Raw genomic sequence first — 20845 nt, forward strand, 5'->3', positions numbered from 1 at the left:
GTTTACAGGAGACAGGCCATGAACGCTGTGAGCGATGAGCACGGTCATGCAATCGTTGGCGATCATGACCACACCCACGGCCCCGCCAAGGGCCTGATGCGCTGGGTGCTGACCACCAACCACAAGGACATCGGCACCCTGTACCTGTGGTTCGCCTTCTCCATGTTCCTGCTCGGCGGCTCGTTCGCCATGGTGATCCGCGCCGAGCTGTTCCAGCCTGGCCTGCAGATCGTGCAGCCGGAATTCTTCAACCAGATGACCACCATGCATGGCCTGGTGATGGTCTTCGGCGCGGTGATGCCGGCCTTTGTCGGCCTGGCCAACTGGATGATCCCGCTGATGGTCGGCGCGCCGGACATGGCTCTGCCACGGATGAACAACTTCAGTTTCTGGTTGCTGCCGGCGGCGTTCCTGCTGCTGGTCTCGACCCTGTTCATGCCCGGTGGCGGACCCAACTTCGGCTGGACCTTCTACGCCCCGCTGTCCACCACCTACGCGCCGGAAAGCGTGACCTTCTTCATCTTCGCCATCCACCTGATGGGCATCAGCTCGATCATGGGCGCGATCAACGTGATCGCCACCATCCTCAACCTGCGTGCTCCCGGCATGACCCTGATGAAGATGCCGCTGTTCGTCTGGACCTGGCTGATCACCGCGTTCCTGCTGATCGCGGTGATGCCGGTGCTGGCCGGCTGCGTGACCATGATGCTGATGGACATCCACTTCGGCACCAGCTTCTTCAGCGCCGCCGGCGGCGGTGATCCGGTGCTGTTCCAGCATGTGTTCTGGTTCTTCGGTCACCCCGAGGTGTACATCATGATCCTGCCGGCCTTCGGTGCCGTCAGCGCGATCATCCCGGCCTTCTCGCGCAAGCCGCTGTTCGGCTACACCTCGATGGTCTACGCCACGGCGAGTATCGCCTTCCTGTCGTTCATCGTCTGGGCGCACCACATGTTCGTGGTCGGCATTCCGCTGGTGGGCGAGCTGTTCTTCATGTACGCCACGATGCTTATCGCGGTGCCGACCGGGGTCAAGGTCTTCAACTGGGTCAGCACCATGTGGCAGGGCTCGCTGACCTTCGAGACGCCGATGCTGTTCGCCGTGGCCTTCGTGATCCTGTTCACCATCGGCGGCTTCTCCGGGCTGATGCTGGCCATCGCCCCGGCGGACTTCCAGTACCAGGACACCTATTTCGTGGTCGCGCATTTCCACTATGTGCTGGTGCCGGGCGCGATCTTCGGCATCTTCGCCTCGGCCTATTACTGGCTGCCGAAGTGGACCGGGCACATGTACGACGAAACCCTGGGCAAGCTGCACTTCTGGCTGTCCTTCATCGGTATGAACATGGCGTTCTTCCCGATGCACTTCGTCGGCCTGGCGGGGATGCCGCGGCGGATCCCGGACTACAACCTGCAGTTCGCCGATTTCAACATGGTGTCGTCCATCGGCGCGTTCACCTTCGGCGCGACGCAGATCTTCTTCCTGTTCATCGTCATCAAGTGCATCCGTGGCGGCCAACCCGCACCGGCCAAGCCCTGGGACGGTGCCGAAGGGCTGGAGTGGAGCGTGCCGTCGCCGGCGCCGTACCACACCTTCACCACGCCGCCGGAAGTGAAATGAACAGCCTGGTGCGATGCCCGCTCGCCTCTGAAACAGCAGGAGGTCGCTGATGGCCGAGGTTTCGATGAAGAAGCTGGTCACCCGCCTGTTGCTGGTGGTGGCGGCGATGTTCGTCTTCGGTTTTGCCCTGGTGCCGATCTACGACGTGATGTGCAAGGCGCTGGGCATCAACGGCAAGACCGGCGGGCAGTATTCCGGCGAGCAACAAGTGGATGTCTCGCGCCAGGTGCGCGTGCAGTTCCTGTCGACCAATGCGATCGACATGGTCTGGGACTTCTATCCCAAGGCCGACGACATCGTGGTTCATCCCGGCGCAGTGAACGAGATGATCTTCATTGCCCGCAACCCCAGCGACCGGCCGATGAGCGCCCAGGCGATCCCGAGCATTTCGCCGAGCAGCGCCGCGATGTATTTCCACAAGACCGAATGCTTCTGTTTCACCCAGCAAGTGCTGCAGCCCGGTCAGCAGATCGAGATGCCGGTACGTTTCATCGTTGACCGCGACATGCCCAAGGATGTGAAGCACCTGACGCTGGCTTACACGCTGTTCGATATCACTGCGCGTCATCCACCGGTGGCCGTGAGCACCAACACCGGCGGTTAAGACGGTGCCCGATAAGGAGAACAATAAATGGCAACTCATGAGCATTATTACGTTCCCGCCCAGAGCAAGTGGCCGATCATCGCCACGGTGGGCATGTTCGTTACGGTGTTCGGCCTGGCCACCTGGTTCAACGACCTCAAGGCCGCGCGCCCGGAATCCCATGGCCCGCTGATTTTCTTCGTCGGGAGCCTGTTGCTGGCCTACATGCTGTTCGGTTGGTTCGGCGCGGTGATCAAGGAAAGTCGCGCCGGCCTGTACAGCGCCCAGCTGGATCGCTCGTTCCGCTGGGGCATGAGCTGGTTCATCTTTTCCGAAGTGATGTTCTTCATCGCCTTCTTCGGCGCGCTGTTCTACGTGCGCCATATCGCTGGCCCGGCCCTGGGCGGCGAAGGCAGCAAGGGCATCGCGCACATGCTCTGGCCGAACTTCGAGTTCGTCTGGCCATTGCTCGAAAACCCCGATTCCAAGCTGTTCCCGCCGCCCAAGGAAGTCATCAGCCCCTGGGGCCTGCCGCTGCTCAACACCGTGCTGCTGGTGAGTTCCAGCGTCACCGTGACCATCGCCCACCACGCCCTGAAGAACGGCCACCGCGGCGCGCTGAAAATCTGGCTGGCGATCACCGTGCTGCTGGGCTGTGCGTTTCTCGGCTTCCAGGCCGAGGAATACCTGCACGCCTACCACGAGCTGGGGCTGACCCTGGGTTCGGGCATCTACGGCGCCACGTTCTTCATGCTCACCGGCTTTCACGGCGCCCACGTGACCATCGGCACGCTGATTTTGTTCGTGATGCTGATGCGCATCATGAAGGGGCACTTCGACGCCGAGCATCAGTTCGGTTTCGAGGCGGCCAGTTGGTATTGGCACTTCGTCGATGTGGTGTGGATCGGCTTGTTTGTCTTCGTCTACGTGCTCTGAGCGCGGCGTTACCAGGGCGCGTGCGACACCAGCTGGCCGCTGAAGAAACCCCAGGCAATCAAGCCGACGGTGAGCGCGGCCAGGCACACACGAACGGTCAGCGACCTGAGCAGGCGATGGGAGCTGCTGTCGTCCTTGACCAGAAAGAACAGGCCGCTGAACAGGCTGATGAGCGTGGCGATCAGCAACAGGACGATGGCCGCTTTAAGCATGGTGGGCTCCGGGAGAAACGCGATGCGCTTGAGTATAGCCAGTCGATCTCGCCACTTTCGGGCGCTGCCATGAACGGTTTTCGTCCGGGCGTGCTGCCGACCCTGGTGGTGTTGGCGTTGCTGCCGGTGCTGGTGACGCTCGGGTTCTGGCAACTGGGGCGGGGCGAACAGAAGCGCGAGCTGCTGGCCAGCTACGCCGAACGGCGGGTGGCCGAGCCTTTGACCGTGGATGAACTGCAGGCTGCCAGCGATCCGGCTTTCCGTCGGGTGCAATTGCATGGCCGCTTCGATGCGGCCCACAGCCTGTTGCTGGATAACCGCATGCATGAAGGCAAGGTCGGGGTCGAGCTGCTGCAACCCTTTCTCGACCAGGCCAGCGGCCAATGGCTGCTGCTCAACCGTGGCTGGCTGCCCTGGCCGGACCGGCGCACGCCACCCGCATTCAACACCCCGGAACAGTCGTTGAGCCTCGATGCCTGGGTCTATGTCGCCTCCGGCGCGACCTTTCAACTGCACGCCGACCCACTGAATGCCCAGTGGCCGCGGCTGGTGACGACGATCGATCCGGCCAGGCTCTGGAGCGAACTGGGACGCAGCGGTTTTGCCTACGAGCTGCGCCAGGAGGCTGGCCCGGGCGCCTACATGACCGAATGGCCGGTGGTGGCCATGGGGCCGGAAAAACACCTGGGCTACGCCGTGCAGTGGTTCGCCATGGCGCTGGCCCTGTGCGCTTTGTACCTCTATCTCGGATGGCATAACGCAAGGGAGAAACACCATGGGAGCGGCCATGAATCCACCCAACATTTCTGAGGCCCAGGCGCCGCATAACCGGCGCCGCGGACGCTGGCAGCTGCTGCTGATCGTGGCCATGGTGATCGGCCCGATGATCCTCGCCACCGGCATGTACAAGTTGCAGTTCTGGGTGCCGGAAAGCCGCAGCTACCATGGCGAGCTGATCGGCAATGGCCAGAGTCGCGCCGATATCGGGGTCCAGGCCGACGAGACGCGCTGGCAGATCCTGGTCACCGCGCCCAGGGACTGCGCCGTGGATTGCCAGCAACTGGTGTACCTGGCGCGGCAGATCCAGATCTCCCTCGGCCGCGACGCCTCCCGGGCCAGCCACGCCCTGGCCGCCGCCCAGCCGCTGGGCGCCGACTACCAGGCCAAGCTGCAGCGCGAGTACCCGCAACTGCAACGCTACCCACTGGATCTGCCGACCTTCACCAAGGGCGCCAGCGACCAGGGGGCGCCGCTGCTGTGGATCGTCGACCCGCACGGCAATCTGGTCCTGCGCTACGACGCCCGGGTCAAGGGCAAGGACCTGCTCAACGACCTGCGCCATCTGCTGAAACTGTCGAACATCGGATAAGGGCATCGTCATGGCCAAACCTGGATTTCGCCTCGCCTTGTTTGCCACCTTGCTGGCGCTGATCGTGGTGTTGCTCGGCGCCTACACCCGGCTGACCCACGCCGGCCTCGGCTGCCCGGACTGGCCGGGTTGCTACGGTTTCATCAGCGTGCCGAAAAGCGAAGCCCAGCTGGCCCATGCCGAACTGCATTTTCCCGACACCCCGGTGGAGGCCCACAAGGGTTGGAATGAGATGATCCACCGCTATTTCGCCGGCACCCTGGGCCTGTTGATCGTGCTGCTGGCGGCACGCTCCTGGACCCACCGGCATCATCCCGGGCAACCGCTGAAACTGCCGCTGTTCCTGCTCTCGGTGGTGTTCGCCCAAGCCTTGTTCGGCATGTGGACGGTGACCCTCAAGCTATGGCCGCAAGTCGTCACCGCGCACCTGCTGGGCGGCTTCGCCACCTTGAGCCTGCTGTTCTTGCTGACGCTACGGCTGTCTGGGGTGCTGCCGGCGCTGATCGTGCCGCGGCGCCTGCAATACTGGGCCACGGCCGGGCTGGTGCTGGTGATCGGGCAGATCGCCCTGGGCGGCTGGGTCAGCTCCAACTACGCGGCGGTGGCCTGCATCGACCTGCCGACCTGTCACGGCCAGTGGTGGCCGGCGGCGGATTTCGCCAATGGCTTTCACCTGACCCAGCACATCGGCCCCAACTACCTGGGCGGGCAGCTCGACAGCGACGCGCGCACCGCCATCCATCTGACCCATCGCATCGGCGCGTTGCTGGTGACCCTGGTGTTGCTCGGCCTGGCCTGGCAACTCAAGCATGTGGGCATGACCCGCCTCGCCGGGCTGGTGCTGGTGGCACTGGCGGCGCAGATCGGCCTTGGCATCAGCAATGTGCTGTTCCACCTGCCGCTGCCGGTGGCCGTGGCGCATAACGCCGGCGGCGCGGCGCTGCTGCTGACTCTGGTGCTGGTCAATTATCACGCCCGCACCAGCCTGGTCCGCGCCCGCTCGCACCTGCCGCTGGGCTGGCGCCTGAGCCCGCGCAAACACGCTGCCGGGCCCATAACCATAAAAGGAGAGATGCCATGGCGACTCTGATCGGCGAGCGTCACCGCCAGGCGATCTGGCGTGACTACCTGGAGCTGACCAAACCCAAGGTGGTGGTGCTGATGCTCATCACCTCGCTGGTGGGCATGTTCCTCGCCACTCGCGCCGGGGTGCCGTGGACGGTGCTGGTGTTCGGCAACCTGGGCATCGCCCTGTGCGCCGGCGCGGCGGCGGCGGTGAACCATGTGGTGGACCGGCGGATCGATGCAGTCATGGCGCGCACCCACAAACGGCCGCTGGCCGAAGGCCGGGTGTCGCCGGCGGCGGCGCTGGGTTTCGCCCTGCTGCTGGCCATCGCCGGGCAAGCCTTGCTGCTGGCGTTCACCAACCCGCTGACCGCCTGGCTGACCCTGGCGTCGTTGCTCGGTTATGCGGTGATCTACACCGGCTTCCTCAAGCGGGCGACCCCGCAGAACATCGTGATCGGCGGCCTGGCCGGGGCCGCGCCGCCGCTGTTGGGCTGGGTCGCGGCCACCGGCCATGTGACCGCCGAACCGCTGCTGCTGGTGCTGATCATCTTCGCCTGGACCCCGCCGCACTTCTGGGCGCTGGCCATTCACCGCAAGGAGGAATACGCCAAGGCCGACATCCCGATGCTGCCGGTGACCCACGGCGAGCACTACACCAAGGTGCATATCCTGCTCTACACCTGCGCCTTGCTGGCGGTCAGCCTGCTGCCTTATGCGATCCACATGAGCGGCATGCTTTACCTGATTTGTGCCCTGGGCCTGGGCGCGCGCTTTCTGCAATGGGCCTGGGTGCTGTACCGTGGCAGTCGGCCGCACGCGGCGATCAACACCTTCAAGTACTCTATTTATTACTTGTTCCTGCTGTTTATCGCGCTGCTCGTAGACCACTACCTATTGTTGAACCTATGACTCGAACTCAGAAAACCGTCTTTATTCTCGTGGCGCTGGTGGCCCTGGTGCTGGGGCTCACCGTCAACAAAGTGCTGACCGGCAAGAACCAGGGGGATCCGACCGCGTTGATCGACGCCGGGATCATCCTGCTGCCCCAGAGCCGCACCCTGCCGGATGTGAAGATGACCGACCAGGAAGGCCAGCCGGTGGTGCTCAATGAGCTCAAGGGCAAGTGGAGCCTGCTGTTCTTCGGCTACACCTTCTGCCCGGACATCTGCCCGACTACCCTCGCCCAGCTGCGCCAGATCAAGAGCGAGTTGCCCAAGGAGGCGGTGGATAACCTGCAGGTGGTGCTGGTCAGCGTCGACCCGAACCGCGACACGCCGCAGCAGTTGAAACAGTACCTGGGCTACTTCGACAAGGACTTCAAGGGCCTGACCGCGACCTCGGTGGCGGACGTGCAGAAGCTCGCCAACGCGGTGAGCATCCCGTTCATTCCGGCCGATACCAGCAAGCCCAACTACACCGTCGACCACAGCGGCAACCTCGCGGTGATCGGCCCGGACGGCACCCAGCGCGGCTTCATCCGCGCGCCGCTGAACAACCAGAAACTGGTGGCCCAGCTGCCGGTGATGTTGCAGCGCAAGTAACCCGGGACGCCTGAATCCTGTAGCCGCTGTCGCAGGCTGCGATAAGGCGCGTAGCGCCTTCCGAGGGCCTCAAGAGCACGTCTCCTGCGGAGCCGATCGCAGCCTGCGGCAGCGGCTACAGGGAACTCGGCAGGCAACTGAAACGAAACGGGGCGCCTCAAGGCGCCCCGTTTGTGTTTCTGCAACCGATCAGAACGCCGGTACCACGGCGCCTTTGTACTTCTCGAGAATGAATTGCTTCACTTCGGGGCTGTGCAGGGCGGCAACCAGTTTCTTCATGGCGTCCGAGTCCTTGTCGTCAGGACGGGCCACCAGGATGTTCACGTAAGGCGAGTCCTTGCCTTCGATCACCAGGGCGTCCTTGGACGGGTCCAGCTTGGCTTCCAGGGCGTAGTTGGTGTTGATCAGCGCCAGGTCGACCTGGGTCAGCACGCGCGGGATGGTCGCGGCTTCCAGCTCACGGAATTTCAGGTCCTTGCTGTTCTCGGTGATGTCTTTGACCGTGGACAGGATGTTGTTGGAATCCTTGAGCTTGATCAGGCCGGCCTTGGCCAGCAGCAGCAAGGCACGGCCGCCGTTGGTGGCGTCGTTGGGGATCACCACGTTGGCGCCGCCCGGCAGCTCTTCGAGCTTCTTGAACTTGTTGGAGTAGGCGCCCAGCGGCTCCAGGTGCACGCCGGCAACGCTTACCAGGTGGGTGCCCTTGGCCTTGTTGAACTCATCCAGGTACGGCTGGTGCTGGAAGAAGTTGGCGTCCAGGCGCTTTTCCGCGACCTGCACGTTCGGCTGGATGTAGTCGGTGAAGACCTTGACCTTCAGGTCCACGCCTTCCTTGGCCAGCGCCGGCTTCACGAATTCGAGGATCTCGGCGTGAGGCACCGGAGTGGCGGCCACAGTCAGGGTGTCAGCGGCGTGCGCGGAGAACGCGGCAACGGCGGCGAAAGCGACGAGTAGTTTTTTCATCCAGCTAGCTCCTTGTGAGGCGCCCGGTGCCGGACGCCTGCCGGCCAGGGCCGACTTATTTTCGGGAAAAGTGCACCACCAGCTTGTCGCCGACGGTTTGCAGAACTTGAACCAGCACCAGCAACAGCACCACGGTGACCACCATCACATCGGTCTGGAAGCGCTGGTAACCGAAGCGGATCGCCAGGTCGCCGAGACCGCCCGCGCCTACCACGCCCGCCATGGCGGTGTAGGAAACAAGGGTAATCGCTGTCACGGTAATTGCCGCGAAAATACCCGGACGGGCTTCCGGCAGCAGGGCGTTGGTGATGATCTGCCGGGTGGTCGCACCCATGGACTGGGTGGCTTCGATGATGCCGCGGTCCACTTCGCGCAGGGCGGTCTCCACCAGGCGAGCAAAGAACGGCGTGGCGCCGACCACCAGGGGCGGGATCGCCCCGGCGACACCCAGGGAAGTACCGGTGATCAGCACGGTGAACGGGATCATCACGATCAGCAGGATGATGAACGGCAGCGAGCGCAGGATGTTCACCAGCAGCGACAGCAGGGCGTAGAGGCTCTTCTGCTCCAGCAGCTGGCGCGGGCTGCAGAGGAACAGCAGCACGCCCAGGGGCAGGCCCAGCAGCACGGTGAACAGCAGCGAGCCACCGAGCATCAGCAGGGTGTCGCCGGTGGCCAGCCAGATTTCGTACCAGTCGATATTGGCGAAGAAACTTGTCAGCAGTTCCATTAGCGCAGCACCTCCATGTGGACATCCGCCGCGGTGAAGTGGGCGAAGGCCGCCTCCATGTCACCACCGGTGATAGCCAGGGTCAGTTGCCCGTAAGGGACGTCTTTGATGCGGTCGATGCGGCCGGCGAGGATGCTGTAGTCCACCCCGGTTTCGCGGGCCACGGTGCCCAGCAGCGGCGCGTAGGTGGCATCGCCCTGGAAGGTCAGGCGCACGATGCGCCCTGGCACGTGGGCGAAGTCGTCGCGCTGTTCGCTTTCATCGATCTGCTCGTCTTCCTGGACGAAACGCTTGGTGGTCGGGTGCTTGGGATGCAGGAACACTTCGGCCACCGACCCCTGCTCGACGATCACCCCGGCGTCCATTACCGCCACCTGGTCGCAGACGCGACGGATCACGTCCATTTCATGGGTGATCAGCACGATGGTCAGTTTCAGTTCACGGTTGATCTCGGCCAGCAGTTGCAGGACCGACGCGGTGGTCTGCGGGTCCAGGGCGCTGGTGGCTTCGTCGCACAACAGGATCTTCGGCTTGGTCGCCAGGGCGCGGGCGATGCCGACGCGCTGCTTCTGCCCGCCGGACAACTGGGCTGGGTACTTCTTGGCGTGATCGGACAGGCCGACGCGGGCCAGCAGCTCGGCCACGCGCTGGTCGATCGCGCTGCGCGACAGCTCGCCGGCCAGGGTCAGCGGCAGCGCGACGTTGTCGGCCACGGTCTTGGAGGCCAGCAGGTTGAAGTGCTGGAAGATCATCCCGACCTGCTGGCGGAAGCGACGCAGGCCGTTGGCGTCCAGGGCGGTGACTTCCTCGTCGTCGACGACGATCTTGCCGCCGCTGGGGTTTTCCAGGCGGTTGATCAGGCGCAGCAGGGTACTTTTGCCCGCGCCGGAATGGCCGATCAGGCCGAATACCTGGCCGTTCTCGACCTTCAGGCTGGTCGGATGCAGGGCGGGAATATCCTTACCGGCGACCCGGTAGGTTTTATGGACGTTTTGAAACTCGATCACGTAGCGAACCTTGTGGGGCGCGTTAGAAAAGGATCAGCGGTTAGCCGGGCGCGCATTTTAGCCTGTCCGTATAGAGGTTCTTAGCATTTATTTTGTATTCATCCTTCGATTTGGCAATAACGCGATCAAAGGTCATAAAAAAGGAACGGCGCCAAACCTCATCAGTCACTCAATAAGCCACTCGAAAAAAGCCAGGTGCCATGCCTGGCGATTTTGCCCGATGAAGCCCCGCCCCGCCGGGACTTCGCCAACGAGGAGTTTTGCCTGATGAGCAGCAAGAAGCCAAGCGCACCGAAAAGCCAGCTGGCCGGGACCGATACCCTGGATCGCGGCAACACCAACAGCAAGCTGCACAGCCTGGAGACCTTCCGCTCCGACGCCACCGAACAGGCGTTGCGCACGAACCAGGGGGTCAAGGTCGCCGATAACCAGAACACCCTGAAGGCCGGCGCCCGCGGGCCCTCGCTGCTGGAAGACTTCATCATGCGGGAGAAGATCACGCACTTCGACCATGAGCGGATCCCGGAGCGTATCGTCCATGCCCGTGGTGTCGGCGCCCATGGTTACTTCCAGGCCTACGAGAATCATTCGGCCCTGACCAAGGCCGGCTTCCTGCGTGATCCGGGCAAGAAGACCCCGGTGTTCGTGCGTTTCTCCACGGTGCAGGGGCCGCGCGGCTCTGGCGACACCGTGCGCGACGTGCGCGGTTTTGCCGTGAAGTTCTTCACCGACGAAGGCAACTTCGACCTGGTGGGCAACAACATGCCGGTGTTCTTCATCCAGGACGCGATCAAGTTTCCCGACTTCGTCCATGCGGTCAAACCCGAGCCGCACAACGAGATCCCCACCGGTGGCTCGGCCCACGACACCTTCTGGGACTTCGTGTCGCTGCAGCCGGAATCGGCGCACATGGTGATCTGGGCCATGTCCGACCGGGCGATTCCGAAAAGCCTGCGCAGCATGCAGGGCTTTGGCGTGCACACCTTTCGTTTCATCAATGCCGAAGGCACCTCCAGCTTCGTCAAATTCCACTGGCGGCCGACAGTGGGCACCTGTTCCCTGGTTTGGGACGAGGCGCAAAAGCTGGCGGGCAAGGACACCGACTTCCATCGCCGCGACCTGTGGGAGTCGATCGAGAGCGGCGATTACCCGGAGTGGGAACTGGGTGTGCAGGTGATAGTCGAGGAAAACGAGCACAAGTTCGATTTCGACATCCTCGACCCGACCAAGTTGATACCCGAGGAGCTGGTGCCGATCACGCCCCTGGGCAAGATGGTGCTCAACCGCAACCCGGACAACTTCTTCGCCGAGACCGAGCAGGTTGCCTTCTGCCCGGGGCATATCGTGCCGGGCATCGACTTCTCCAACGATCCGCTGCTGCAGGGCCGGCTGTTCTCCTACACCGATACGCAGATCAGCCGCCTCGGCGGGCCGAACTTCCATGAACTGCCGATCAACCGCCCGCTGGCGCCCTTCCACAACGGCCAGCGCGATGCCATGCACCGCACCACCATCGACAAGGGGCGGGCGTCCTACGAACCCAACTCCATCGATGGCGGCTGGCCGAAAGAGACGCCGCCCGCGGCCGAGGATGGCGGTTTCGAGAGCTACAGCGAGCGCATCGACGCGCACAAGATCCGCCAGCGCAGCCCGTCCTTCAGCGACCACTTCTCCCAGGCGCGACTGTTCTTCAAGAGCATGAGCACGCATGAGCAGGAACACATCATCGCCGCCTACAGCTTCGAGCTGGGCAAGGTCGAGCGCGAGTGGATCCGCGCGCGGCAGGTCAACGAGATCCTGGCCAATATCGATCTCGAGCTGGCCAAGCGGGTCGCACAGAACCTGGGCTTGCCGGTGCCCAAGGCGGGCACTGTCGAGGTGCCTGAACTGACCCCCGATCACTCGCCGGCCCTGAGCCAGGCCAACCTGCTGTCGGGGGATATCAAGACCCGCAAAGTGGCGATCCTGGCGGCGAACGGGGTCGACGGCAAGGCGATCGACGCCTTGAAAAAGGCCCTGCAAGCCGAAGGCGCCCACGCCAGGTTGCTGGGCCCGACCTCGGCGCCCGTGACCACGGTGGATGGCAAGACCCTGCCGGTGGACGCTTCCATGGAAGGGCTGCCGTCAGTGGCGTTCGACGCGGTGTTCGTGCCGGGCGGTGCCAAGTCGATACAGGCCTTGAGCGGCGATGGCGTGGCCCTGCATTACCTGCTCGAAGCCTACAAGCACCTCAAGGCAATTGCCTTGCAGGGCGAGGCCGAGCAATTGCTGGATGTGCTCAAGCTGGAAGTGGATGCGGGGTTGATCGTCGGCGGGGATGCCAAGGCGTTGAAGGCGTTCTTCAACGCGCTTGCCCATCATCGGGTCTGGGAGCGGGAGCCGAAGGCCAAGGCGATTCCCGCCTGATGCTGCTGATGCTTCTGTAGGAGCACAGCTTGCGTGCGAAAGGGTTTGGCACCGCGTTAGCGTTCATCACGCATCGCGGGCAAGTCGGATCGCCGCCCGCTCGCTCCTATAGAGGTGGCGTTATTGGGGTTTGCGTGGCGTCAGCACCATCTGTGCCGGGATGTGGCGCAGGATCTGCCGCTCGATCTGCAGGTCGAACTCGCCGTCGAGCTTTTTCACCCGCTTGCTCAGCAGGGTCTTCAGCCAGGGGTAATCTTCGGTGCGTGGCGCCTGGATGCTCACGTCGCACTGGTAATTCACCACATCGGCGGCGATCGCATCGAGTTGCCGACGCAGTTGCTTGATATCACTGAGGTTCAGCGCAATGGTGGTGCTCTCGGCGGCTGGGTCGATCAGCTTGGCTGGCGGCCGGGCTTCAGCTGCCTTGAGCGCGGCTTCGGCTTTTTCCAGCTCGGCTTTACGGGCCTGGGTAATGGCGCCATCGACGCCGCCGATCAGGGCCGGTGCCTTGGGCATCAGCGCGCGGGCGCGGCTCAGGGCCGTGGCGGCGGCGTTGACATCACCCTTTTGCAACACGATCTGGCTGCGCTGCAGATAGGCTTCGGCCAGCTGGCGCTGGTATTGTTCGAGCTGCGGGTCGTTGGGCGACTGGGCCTGCAAGGCGCTCAACTGGTCTTCGGCGGTGGCCAGTTCGCTGCTGGCGATATTTTGCTGCAGCTGTGCGATGGCCGTGGCCCGGGCGTCGGGCGCTTCAGCCGGCGGCGTGCTCTGGCAGGCACCCAGCAGCAGGGAAAATGCGACAAGGAGCAGATAACGGGAGGCGAACGGCTTCATTCCTGCGACTCTCTAATTGCGCAAAAAGCGAGCAAGTCTACACCCCTCGACGGGGCAGGACAAAACTCAGCAGAAACAATGCGGCCGCCGTGACCACAATCGACGGCCCCGCAGGGGTGTCCTTGAACCACGACAACGCCAGCCCGCCACAGACCGCGAGTATGCCCAGCAGGCTCGCGCCCAGCGCCATCTGCTCCGGGGAGCGGGCGTGACGTTGGGCGGCAGCCGCCGGGATGATCAGCAGCGAAGTGATCAGCAAGACCCCGACGATCTTCATCGCCACCGCGATCACCACCGCGATCAACAGCATCAGTGCCAGGCGCAGCGACGCAACCGGCAAGCCTTCGACCCTGGCCAGCTCCTCGTGCACGGTGATCGCCAGCAACGGTCGCCACAGGGCTACCAATAGCAGCAGGACCGCGGCGCTGCCGCCGAGAATCCACGCCAGGTCGCCGGGGCTGATCGCCAGCAGATCGCCGAACAGATAGGCCATCAGGTCGATCCGCACGTCATGCATGAAGCTTAGTACCACCAGCCCGAGGGAGAGGGTGCTGGGGGCGAGAATCCCCAGCAACGTATCGGAAGCCAGCGGTTGGCGCTGTTGCAGGGTGACCAGCAGCACCGCCAGCAACAGGCAGCCGACGGTCACCGCCACCGCCGGGCTGACATCCAGCAGAAAGCCCAGGGCCACGCCGAGCAAAGCGGCATGGGACAGGGTGTCGCCGAAATAGGCCATGCGCCGCCAGACCACGAACGATCCGAGGGGACCTGCCACCAGCGCCAGCGCCAGGCCTGCGAGCAGGGCGTACAACAGAAAATCAGCCATGCTTGCAGCTATCTCCGTGAACATGAACGTGGCCGGCCGCGGCCCCGGTGACCACCGAACCGTGCAGGTCGTGGGCGTGGTCGTGATGGTGGTGATAGATCGCCAGGCTTGGCGCGTTCTGGCCGAACAGCTCGACGAAGGCCGGGTCGCCGCTGACCTGTTCCGGGTGGCCGGAGCAGCACACGTGGCGATTGAGGCAGACCACCTGGTCGGTGGTGCTCATCACCAGGTGCAGGTCGTGGGAGACCATCAGCACGCCGCAACCGTGACGGTCGCGCAAGCGGGTGATCAGGCTGTACAGCTCGGCCTGGCCGGCGACATCCACGCCTTGTACCGGCTCGTCCAGTACCAGCAACTCCGGTTCGCGCAGCAGGGCGCGGGCCAGCAGCACACGCTGCATCTCGCCGCCGGAAATGCTCTGCACCGGGCTATCGATCACCTGTTCGGCGCCGACTTCGTTCAGTGCGGCCAGGGCTGTCGCGCGGTCCACGCCGGGCACCAGGCGCAGGAAGCGCAGCACCGACAGCGGCAATGTCGGGTCGACATGCAGCTTCTGCGGCATGTAGCCGACCCGCAGCTTCGGCTTGCGCCAGACGCTGCCGCTGTCGGGCTTGAGCAGGCCGAGCACGGCGCGCACCAAGGTGGTCTTGCCGGCGCCGTTGGGACCGATCAGGGTGACGATCTGCCCAGGCTCGACACTGAGCTGGATGTTGTCCAGCACGGTCTGCCCGGCAAAGGTCACCGCAACCTGATCGAGGCGGATCAAGGCATTGCTCATCAAGCCCCCTGGCAACCCGAGCAGAGGCCGACCACTTCGACGGTCTGGCCTTCGACGACGAAGCCGACATCGCGCGCGCTGCTGATGATCGCGTCGCTGATGGATTTCTGTTCAAGTTCGATGGCGGCGTGGCAGACGCGGCAGATCAGGAACTGGCCCTGGTGCGCGTGTTCCGGGTGATTGCAGCCGACGAAGGCGTTGAGCGAGGCGATGCGGTGTACCAAGCCGTTTTCCAGGAGGAAATCCAGGGCGCGGTACACGGTTGGCGGCGCGGCGCGGCGACCGTCCTGTTCGCTGAGCACCGCGAGGATGTCGTAGGCACCCAGCGGCTTGTGGCTTTGCCAGACCAGCTCCAGCACCCGCCGACGCAGGGCGGTCAGGCGCAGGCCTTGGCGGGCGCACAGAGCATCGGCCTCGGACAGTGCGCTGTGTACGCAGTGAGAGTGGTCGTGGGGGCGACTGGCAAGGGGGGTTTTAGGCATGAGCGGCGACGATAATGGTGAGAGACGTTATTATGTTACCCGTTCTCGCCTCTTCGAGTGGTCATTGTGTCCCGACTTTTTGCCCTTTTTGTCGCTTTTACCGCCAGTTTGTTCGTGATCAGCTCGGCCCAGGCCGAAGTCCGGGTCCTGACCAGCATCAAACCCCTGCAATTGATCGCCGCCGCCGTCCAGGACGGCATCGCCGTGCCCGAGGTCCTGCTGCCGCCGGGGGCATCGCCGCACAACTATGCGCTGCGTCCTTCCGACGTGCGCAAGGTGCAGTCGGTGGATTTGCTGTACTGGATCGGCCCGGACATGGAGAGCTTCTTGCCGCGGGTCCTCAAGGGCCGCACGCTGCCAGCGCTGGCGGTGCAGGATCTGCCAGGTCTGAAACTCCGTCATTTCGCCGAAGATAACCACTCGCACGCTGAAGAAGCCGACGAACATGATCACGATCATCGTCCGGGCAGCCTCGATGCGCACCTGTGGCTGTCGCCGGTCAACGCGCGAGTCATCGCCGACCGCATGGCGCTCGACCTGAGTGCCGCGGACCCGGCCAACGCCGCGCGTTACCAGAGCAACGCCAAGGCCTTCGACCAGCGCCTGGATGCCCTGGACGCCCGTTTGAAAGCCCGCCTGGCCCCGATCTCCGGCAAGCCTTATTTCGTCTTCCATGAAGCCTTCGATTACTTCGAAGACGCTTATGGGCTCAAGCATGCGGGCGTGTTCAGCGTGGCGGCCGAAGTGCAGCCGGGCGCGCAGCACGTAGCGGCAATGCGCGCGCGCTTGCAGCAGGTCGGCAAGACCTGTGTGTTCAGCGAGCCGCCATTGCGCCCGCGCCTGGCCGAAACCCTGGTGGCGGGTTTGCCGGTGAAGCTGGCGGAACTCGATGCGCTGGGCGGCTACACCCCGGCCACCGCGCGGGGTTATGAGCAGGTGCTGGAGAAGCTGGGCAACGATCTGGCGGGTTGCCTGGAATCGTTGTAAAGACGGCTGACGCTATCGCGGGCAAGCCTCGCTACTACAAGAGAACGTAGGGGCGGGCTTGCCCGCGAGGCTTTCAGAGGGCGAACGGCAATGGCGCGCTGACCTGCTGACGCTGGGCCAGGCGCAGCTGGAACTCCATCGGATCGTGAATCAACACGTCCTGTCCGGCGAAGGACTCGGCGGCGATCAGGCGTGACAGCCAGAAGCGCACGCAGGCCACCCGCAGCATGGTTGGCCACAGCTCGGCCTCGGCGGCGGTGAACGGGCGCAGGGCCGCGTAGGCACCCAGCAGGGCCCGGGCGCGCGAGCCGTCGAGCAGGCCGTCGGCGTCGGAACACCAGTCGTTCAGGGCAATCGCCACGTCATACAGCATCGGCCCGGAGCAGGCATTGTAGAAGTCGATCAGCCCGGTCAGGTGCGTGCCTTCGAACATCGCGTTGTCGCGGAACAGGTCGGCGTGGATGTTGGCCCGAGGCAGTGCGAGGATCTTCACCTTCTGCTCGTCGATTTCATCCAGGGCCCGCTGCAGCAGGTCCCGCGCCTGCGGGTCGAGATGGGACAGCATCTGCGAGCCTTCTTCCTGCATCCAGTCCAGGCCACGATCGGTCTTGCGCTTGATCATGTTGTCCCTGGTCGCCAGGTGCAGATGAGCCAGCAGCTCGCCGACCTGCGCGCAATGCTGGGCATTGGCTTGCTTGATGTGCTTGCCGGCCAGGCGCGGCTGCAGCAGCGCCGGTTTGCCGGCCAGCTCGCGCAGGGCCACACCGTCGGTGGTGCGCAGGGCGTAAGGCACCGGCAGGTCGGCGTCGTGCAGCACGTCCAGCAGTTCGATGAAGAACGGCATTTCCTGGACCGGGCCGCGCTCGACCAGGGTCAGGACGAACTCGCCCTGTTCCAGGCTGATGAAGAAGTTGGTGTTTTCGCTACCAGCGGCAATCCCCTGGAAGTCAAGCAGGCGGCCGAGCCCGTAGGGGGCGAGAAAGGTTTCCAGCTCGGGCCGAGCCAGGGGAGTAAACACAGACATGGTTAAAAACTGCCAGTACGGGCGCCGCTGTCGAGCCAGCGCCGGTTGAAGTTAGGAGTGGTTTACCACTCGAAAATTTTCCATGCCGGAATCAGCATATCCGGCTGGTCAGAACGAATGAAATTGCCATCGGAACCGTCGGCGCGCACCAGAAAGTAGGGTTTGCCGACCTTCGGTGTGACCTTGATGGCGTACAGGAAACCGTTCTGGCGGTACTCCTGGATGGTCTTGTCGCCTTCCGTGCGAATGGTTACTTCCGGATCCGCCGATGGCGCATCCTCCGCCGCAATCACGGCCATCGGCGCGATTGCAATCAGGCTGGCCAGCAGCAAGCGATTTAGTGTGCGCATGATAACCTTGTCCCTTTGTCGTCAACGGTCCCGCTATTCTAGCGCCGGACCCGCCGAAAAGGTTGATCCTGCTCATGAGCCAAGCCCCCCTCGTCCTGGTGGACGGTTCGTCCTACCTGTACCGCGCCTTCCACGCGCTGCCCCCGCTGACCACTTCCAAAGGCATGCCGACCGGTGCGGTCAAGGGCGTGCTGAACATGCTCAAGAGTCTGCGCAAGCAGTACCCGGACAGCCCGTTCGCCGTGGTGTTCGACGCCAAGGGCGGGACCTTCCGCGATGACATGTACGCCGAGTACAAGGCCAATCGCCCGAGCATGCCCGACGACATGCGGGTGCAGATCGAACCGCTGCACGCCAGCGTGATCGCCCTGGGCTTTCCGCTGCTGTGCGTCGAGGGCGTCGAGGCGGACGACGTGATCGGCACCCTGGCCCGCAGCAGCGCGGCGGCCGACCGGCCGGTGGTGATCTCCACCGGCGACAAGGACATGGCGCAGTTGGTGGATGGGCACATTACGCTGGTCAACACCATGTCTGGTAGCAGCATGGACGTGGAGGGCGTGAAGGAGAAATTCGGCGTCGCTCCCGAGCAGATCATCGATTACCTGGCGCTGATGGGCGACTCCTCCGACAACATCCCGGGTGTGCCGGGCATCGGCCCGAAGACTGCTTCCGGCCTGCTGGTGGGGGTGAACGGTGGCCTCAACGAGCTGTATGCACAGCTCGATATCGTCCCGAGCCTGCCGATTCGCGGGGCCAAGACCCTGCCGGCCAAGCTCGAAGAGCACAAAGAGATGGCTTTCCTCTCCTATCAGCTGGCGACGATCAAGGTCGATGTGCCGCTGGATGTCGGCCTGGACGACCTGCACCTGGGCGAACCGGATCGCGACAAACTGGTCGAGCTGTACAGCCTGCTGGAGTTCAAGAGCTGGCTCGACGAGCTGCAGCGCGATGCCAAGCGCCTGGAGTTGAGTGTCGCCGCCTCTGAGCCGGTGGCCGACTTGTTGACTCAGGTCGAGATCGAAGTGCCGGTGGTTGTCGAAGCCCAGTACGAAACCATCCTCGATCAGGCGCGTTTCGATGTCTGGCTGGAAAAGCTGAAGAACGCCAAGCTGTTCGCCTTCGATACCGAAACCACCGGCATCGACGCCCAGCAGGCGCAGCTCGTGGGGCTGTCCTTTGCCGTGCAGGCCAACGAAGCGGCTTATATTCCGCTGACTCACTCCTACCTCGACGTGCCGGAACAACTGGATCGCGACACCGTCCTGCGCGCCCTGAAGCCGATTCTCGAAGACCCGAACAAACTCAAGGTCGGCCAGCACGCCAAGTTCGACATGAATATCCTGGCCAACTGCGCCATTGGCGGCGATCAGGCCAACGGCATCACGGTGCGCGGGGTCGCCTTCGACACCATGCTCGAGTCCTACGTGCTCAACTCCACCGCCACCCGGCATGACATGGACAGCCTGGCGGAGAAATACCTGGGCCATACCACCGTGAGTTTCCAGGACATCGCCGGCAAGGGCGCCAAGCAGCTGACCTTCGACCAGATTGCTCTTGAGCAGGCCGGGCCTTACGCGGCGGAAGACGCCGATGTGACCCTGCGCCTGCATCAGGTCTTGCATGAAAAACTGGCCGCGATCCCGAGCCTGGCCAGCGTGCTCAGCGATATCGAAATGCCCGTGGTGCCGGTGCTGGCGCGGATTGAGCGCCAGGGTGCCTTGGTGGACGCCGACCTGCTGGGCGTGCAGAGCATCGAGCTGGGCGACAAGATGGTGGCGCTGGAGCGTGAAGCCTTCGAGATTGCTGGCGAAGAATTCAACCTGGGTTCGCCCAAGCAACTGGGAGTCATCCTCTACGACAAGCTCGGCCTGCCGGTGCTGAAGAAGACTGCCAAAGGTCAGCCGTCCACCGCTGAAGAAGTGCTGGCCAAGCTGGCCGAGGACGACTACCCGCTGCCCAAGGTGCTGATGCAGTACCGCTCCATGAGCAAGCTCAAGAGCACCTACACCGACCGTCTGCCGGAGCAGATCAACCCGCGTACCGGGCGAATCCACACCTCCTATCACCAGGCAGTCGCGTCTACCGGGCGTTTGTCTTCCAGCGATCCGAACCTGCAGAACATCCCGGTGCGTACCGCCGAAGGCCGGCGCATCCGCCAGGCCTTCATCGCGCCGCCTGGCTACAAGCTGCTGGCGGCGGACTATTCGCAGATCGAACTGCGGATCATGGCGCACCTGTCCCGCGACGAAGGGTTGATGAATGCCTTCCGCAACAACCTCGACGTGCACACGGCCACCGCGGCCGAAGTGTTCAAGGTCGAGCTCAAGGACGTCAGTTCCGATCAGCGCCGCAGCGCCAAGGCGATCAACTTCGGCCTGATCTATGGCATGGGCGCGCAGAAGCTCGGCAAGGACATCGGCGTCGATACCAAGACCGCCAAGGCCTATATCGACACCTACTTCGCCCGCTACCCCGGCGTGCGCGAATACATGGACCGCACCCGCGCCCAGGCCGCGGAACAGGGTTATGTGGAAACCCTGTTCGGCCGCCGCCTGTACTTGCCGGAGATCAACTCCAACAAGCCGCAGGAACGCGCCGGCGCCGAACGTACGGCGATCAACGCACCGATGCAGGGCACGGCGGCCGACATCATCAAGAAGGCCATGGTGGCGGTAGACAACTGGCTGACGGCCTCAGGCCTGGATGCCAAGGTCATCCTGCAAGTGCACGACGAACTGGTGCTGGAAGTGCGCGAAGACCTGGTGGACAAGGTGAGCGAGGAGATTCGCGGCTACATGAGCAATGCCGCGACCCTGGATGTGCCGCTGCTGGTCGAAGTCGGGGTGGGCAGTAACTGGGATGAGGCGCACTGAGGCGAGAAGGCAGTACTTTGGCCGCGGCATAGTGCCGCGGCGAAGGCTAGCGAAGAGCTATTAGTGCGGAAAATTTCATCGACTATTGCCAATAGTTTTTGAAACCTCCCGGAACTTAATCAGTGAAAGCCCACTCAGAGTAACTGAATGGCTGGTGAAGCCCTTCGATGCTCCTATGTTGTGTTAAGTGTTGGCAGATATCTGGACCCCGCCCTAGCGGTCCGGAACTTGGACCCCGAACTTCCCCTCCCCATAC

Annotated in this window: 21 protein-coding genes; 11 read left to right on the top strand and 10 right to left on the bottom strand. The window is 63.6% G+C overall.

Annotated elements, in window-relative coordinates:
* The first annotated feature begins 18 nt into the window (after positions 1-18).
* The 3 genes from ctaD to PMI20_RS03660 are packed head-to-tail and all read left to right on the top strand — an operon-like array spanning position 19 to position 3139.
* Positions 19-1620: a cytochrome c oxidase subunit I gene (gene ctaD / locus PMI20_RS03650; protein WP_007924322.1), complete on the top strand. Its 1602-nt coding sequence runs from the start codon at positions 19-21 to the stop codon at positions 1618-1620.
* 49 nt (positions 1621-1669) lie between these two features.
* Positions 1670-2224 (top strand): cytochrome c oxidase assembly protein, encoded by a 555-nt coding sequence (locus PMI20_RS03655; protein ID WP_007924321.1) that lies wholly within the window; start codon positions 1670-1672, stop codon positions 2222-2224.
* Between the two features lie 27 nt (positions 2225-2251).
* A complete protein-coding gene (locus PMI20_RS03660; RefSeq protein ID WP_007924319.1) occupies positions 2252-3139 on the top strand; it encodes a cytochrome c oxidase subunit 3 in 888 nt (295 codons plus the stop codon).
* Between the two features lie 8 nt (positions 3140-3147).
* Here the strand turns inward: PMI20_RS03660 and PMI20_RS03665 are convergent, their stop codons facing one another.
* Complete coding sequence (locus PMI20_RS03665; RefSeq protein WP_007924318.1) at positions 3148-3351, bottom strand: twin transmembrane helix small protein; 204 nt, start codon at positions 3349-3351, stop codon at positions 3148-3150.
* A gap of 69 nt (positions 3352-3420) precedes the next feature.
* On the opposite strand from PMI20_RS03665, the gene PMI20_RS03670 reads away from it, so the two are divergent.
* From PMI20_RS03670 to PMI20_RS03690, 5 genes are read left to right on the top strand one after another with little or no spacing between them, the layout of a single operon-like run.
* Positions 3421-4161, top strand: coding sequence for an SURF1 family protein (locus PMI20_RS03670; RefSeq protein WP_007924317.1), 741 nt, complete (start codon positions 3421-3423; stop codon positions 4159-4161).
* Positions 4127-4720 (top strand): PA_0111/PP_0108 family redox-active disulfide protein, encoded by a 594-nt coding sequence (locus PMI20_RS03675; RefSeq protein WP_007924315.1) that lies wholly within the window; start codon positions 4127-4129, stop codon positions 4718-4720. The genes PMI20_RS03670 and PMI20_RS03675 overlap by 35 nt, the downstream gene beginning before the upstream one ends.
* Positions 4721-4730: 10 nt before the next feature.
* Positions 4731-5810 carry a COX15/CtaA family protein gene (locus PMI20_RS03680; RefSeq protein ID WP_007924313.1) on the top strand — a complete coding sequence of 360 codons (1080 nt, stop codon included), beginning with the start codon at positions 4731-4733 and terminating at the stop codon, positions 5808-5810.
* Positions 5798-6697 carry a heme o synthase gene (gene cyoE / locus PMI20_RS03685; protein WP_007924310.1) on the top strand — a complete coding sequence of 300 codons (900 nt, stop codon included), beginning with the start codon at positions 5798-5800 and terminating at the stop codon, positions 6695-6697. The genes PMI20_RS03680 and cyoE overlap by 13 nt, the downstream gene beginning before the upstream one ends.
* A complete protein-coding gene (locus PMI20_RS03690) occupies positions 6694-7329 on the top strand; it encodes an SCO family protein (protein ID WP_007924309.1) in 636 nt (211 codons plus the stop codon). Before cyoE ends, PMI20_RS03690 begins: the two co-directional genes overlap by 4 nt.
* A gap of 189 nt (positions 7330-7518) precedes the next feature.
* Here the strand turns inward: PMI20_RS03690 and PMI20_RS03695 are convergent, their stop codons facing one another.
* Genes PMI20_RS03695 through PMI20_RS03705 form a run of 3 tightly spaced genes read right to left on the bottom strand, consistent with a single transcriptional unit; the run spans position 7519 to position 10029 of the window.
* Positions 7519-8292, bottom strand: a complete 774-nt coding sequence (locus PMI20_RS03695) for a MetQ/NlpA family ABC transporter substrate-binding protein (protein WP_007924308.1) — start codon at positions 8290-8292, stop codon at positions 7519-7521.
* A 55-nt stretch (positions 8293-8347) separates the two neighbouring features.
* Positions 8348-9022, bottom strand: coding sequence for a methionine ABC transporter permease (locus PMI20_RS03700; protein ID WP_007924307.1), 675 nt, complete (start codon positions 9020-9022; stop codon positions 8348-8350).
* Positions 9022-10029 carry a methionine ABC transporter ATP-binding protein gene (locus tag PMI20_RS03705; protein ID WP_007924306.1) on the bottom strand — a complete coding sequence of 336 codons (1008 nt, stop codon included), beginning with the start codon at positions 10027-10029 and terminating at the stop codon, positions 9022-9024. The genes PMI20_RS03700 and PMI20_RS03705 overlap by 1 nt, the downstream gene beginning before the upstream one ends.
* Positions 10030-10242: 213 nt before the next feature.
* On the opposite strand from PMI20_RS03705, the gene katE reads away from it, so the two are divergent.
* Entirely contained in the window at positions 10243-12435 is a 2193-nt protein-coding gene (gene katE / locus PMI20_RS03710; protein ID WP_274517824.1) for a catalase HPII, read from the top strand.
* A gap of 120 nt (positions 12436-12555) precedes the next feature.
* Here katE and PMI20_RS03715 read toward each other — a convergent pair whose 3' ends face one another.
* The 4 genes from PMI20_RS03715 to zur are packed head-to-tail and all read right to left on the bottom strand — an operon-like array spanning position 12556 to position 15355.
* Positions 12556-13269, bottom strand: coding sequence for a PA5502 family lipoprotein (locus tag PMI20_RS03715; protein ID WP_007924304.1), 714 nt, complete (start codon positions 13267-13269; stop codon positions 12556-12558).
* 37 nt (positions 13270-13306) lie between these two features.
* On the bottom strand, positions 13307-14095 hold the full coding sequence (gene znuB / locus PMI20_RS03720) for a zinc ABC transporter permease subunit ZnuB (protein WP_007924303.1): 789 nt from the start codon (positions 14093-14095) through the stop codon (positions 13307-13309).
* Entirely contained in the window at positions 14088-14873 is a 786-nt protein-coding gene (znuC, locus tag PMI20_RS03725; protein ID WP_007924302.1) for a zinc ABC transporter ATP-binding protein ZnuC, read from the bottom strand. Before znuC ends, znuB begins: the two co-directional genes overlap by 8 nt.
* A complete protein-coding gene (zur, locus tag PMI20_RS03730; protein WP_007924301.1) occupies positions 14873-15355 on the bottom strand; it encodes a zinc uptake transcriptional repressor Zur in 483 nt (160 codons plus the stop codon). The genes znuC and zur overlap by 1 nt, the downstream gene beginning before the upstream one ends.
* 57 nt (positions 15356-15412) lie before the next feature.
* Between zur and PMI20_RS03735 the strand changes: the two genes are divergently transcribed.
* Positions 15413-16342, top strand: a complete 930-nt coding sequence (locus PMI20_RS03735; protein ID WP_037034330.1) for a zinc ABC transporter substrate-binding protein — start codon at positions 15413-15415, stop codon at positions 16340-16342.
* Between the two features lie 73 nt (positions 16343-16415).
* On the opposite strand, the gene PMI20_RS03740 is transcribed toward PMI20_RS03735, so the two are convergent.
* Positions 16416-17366, bottom strand: a complete 951-nt coding sequence (locus PMI20_RS03740) for a homoserine kinase (protein WP_007924297.1) — start codon at positions 17364-17366, stop codon at positions 16416-16418.
* Positions 17367-17428: 62 nt separating this feature from the next.
* Positions 17429-17716 carry a DUF2782 domain-containing protein gene (locus PMI20_RS03745; RefSeq protein WP_007924295.1) on the bottom strand — a complete coding sequence of 96 codons (288 nt, stop codon included), beginning with the start codon at positions 17714-17716 and terminating at the stop codon, positions 17429-17431.
* A gap of 74 nt (positions 17717-17790) precedes the next feature.
* Between PMI20_RS03745 and polA the strand changes: the two genes are divergently transcribed.
* Positions 17791-20589 carry a DNA polymerase I gene (polA, locus tag PMI20_RS03750; RefSeq protein ID WP_007924294.1) on the top strand — a complete coding sequence of 933 codons (2799 nt, stop codon included), beginning with the start codon at positions 17791-17793 and terminating at the stop codon, positions 20587-20589.
* The last annotated feature ends 256 nt before the right edge of the window (positions 20590-20845 follow it).

The organism is Pseudomonas sp. GM17, assembly GCF_000282175.2.
Classification (GTDB): domain Bacteria; phylum Pseudomonadota; class Gammaproteobacteria; order Pseudomonadales; family Pseudomonadaceae; genus Aquipseudomonas; species Aquipseudomonas chlororaphis.

Coding starts and splice junctions, on each gene's coding strand:
- PMI20_RS03665 (WP_007924318.1), bottom strand. CDS start 3,351: ATGCTTAAAGCGGCCATCGTCCTGTTGCTGATCGCCACGCTCATCAGC.
- cyoE (WP_007924310.1), top strand. CDS start 5,798: ATGGCGACTCTGATCGGCGAGCGTCACCGCCAGGCGATCTGGCGTGAC.
- PMI20_RS03715 (WP_007924304.1), bottom strand. CDS start 13,269: ATGAAGCCGTTCGCCTCCCGTTATCTGCTCCTTGTCGCATTTTCCCTG.
- polA (WP_007924294.1), top strand. CDS start 17,791: ATGAGCCAAGCCCCCCTCGTCCTGGTGGACGGTTCGTCCTACCTGTAC.
- PMI20_RS03695 (WP_007924308.1), bottom strand. CDS start 8,292: ATGAAAAAACTACTCGTCGCTTTCGCCGCCGTTGCCGCGTTCTCCGCG.
- PMI20_RS03670 (WP_007924317.1), top strand. CDS start 3,421: ATGAACGGTTTTCGTCCGGGCGTGCTGCCGACCCTGGTGGTGTTGGCG.
- PMI20_RS03745 (WP_007924295.1), bottom strand. CDS start 17,716: ATGCGCACACTAAATCGCTTGCTGCTGGCCAGCCTGATTGCAATCGCG.
- PMI20_RS03680 (WP_007924313.1), top strand. CDS start 4,731: ATGGCCAAACCTGGATTTCGCCTCGCCTTGTTTGCCACCTTGCTGGCG.
- PMI20_RS03700 (WP_007924307.1), bottom strand. CDS start 9,022: ATGGAACTGCTGACAAGTTTCTTCGCCAATATCGACTGGTACGAAATC.
- ctaD (WP_007924322.1), top strand. CDS start 19: ATGAACGCTGTGAGCGATGAGCACGGTCATGCAATCGTTGGCGATCAT.
- znuC (WP_007924302.1), bottom strand. CDS start 14,873: ATGAGCAATGCCTTGATCCGCCTCGATCAGGTTGCGGTGACCTTTGCC.
- PMI20_RS03655 (WP_007924321.1), top strand. CDS start 1,670: ATGGCCGAGGTTTCGATGAAGAAGCTGGTCACCCGCCTGTTGCTGGTG.
- znuB (WP_007924303.1), bottom strand. CDS start 14,095: ATGGCTGATTTTCTGTTGTACGCCCTGCTCGCAGGCCTGGCGCTGGCG.
- PMI20_RS03740 (WP_007924297.1), bottom strand. CDS start 17,366: ATGTCTGTGTTTACTCCCCTGGCTCGGCCCGAGCTGGAAACCTTTCTC.
- PMI20_RS03660 (WP_007924319.1), top strand. CDS start 2,252: ATGGCAACTCATGAGCATTATTACGTTCCCGCCCAGAGCAAGTGGCCG.
- PMI20_RS03675 (WP_007924315.1), top strand. CDS start 4,127: ATGGGAGCGGCCATGAATCCACCCAACATTTCTGAGGCCCAGGCGCCG.
- PMI20_RS03690 (WP_007924309.1), top strand. CDS start 6,694: ATGACTCGAACTCAGAAAACCGTCTTTATTCTCGTGGCGCTGGTGGCC.
- zur (WP_007924301.1), bottom strand. CDS start 15,355: ATGCCTAAAACCCCCCTTGCCAGTCGCCCCCACGACCACTCTCACTGC.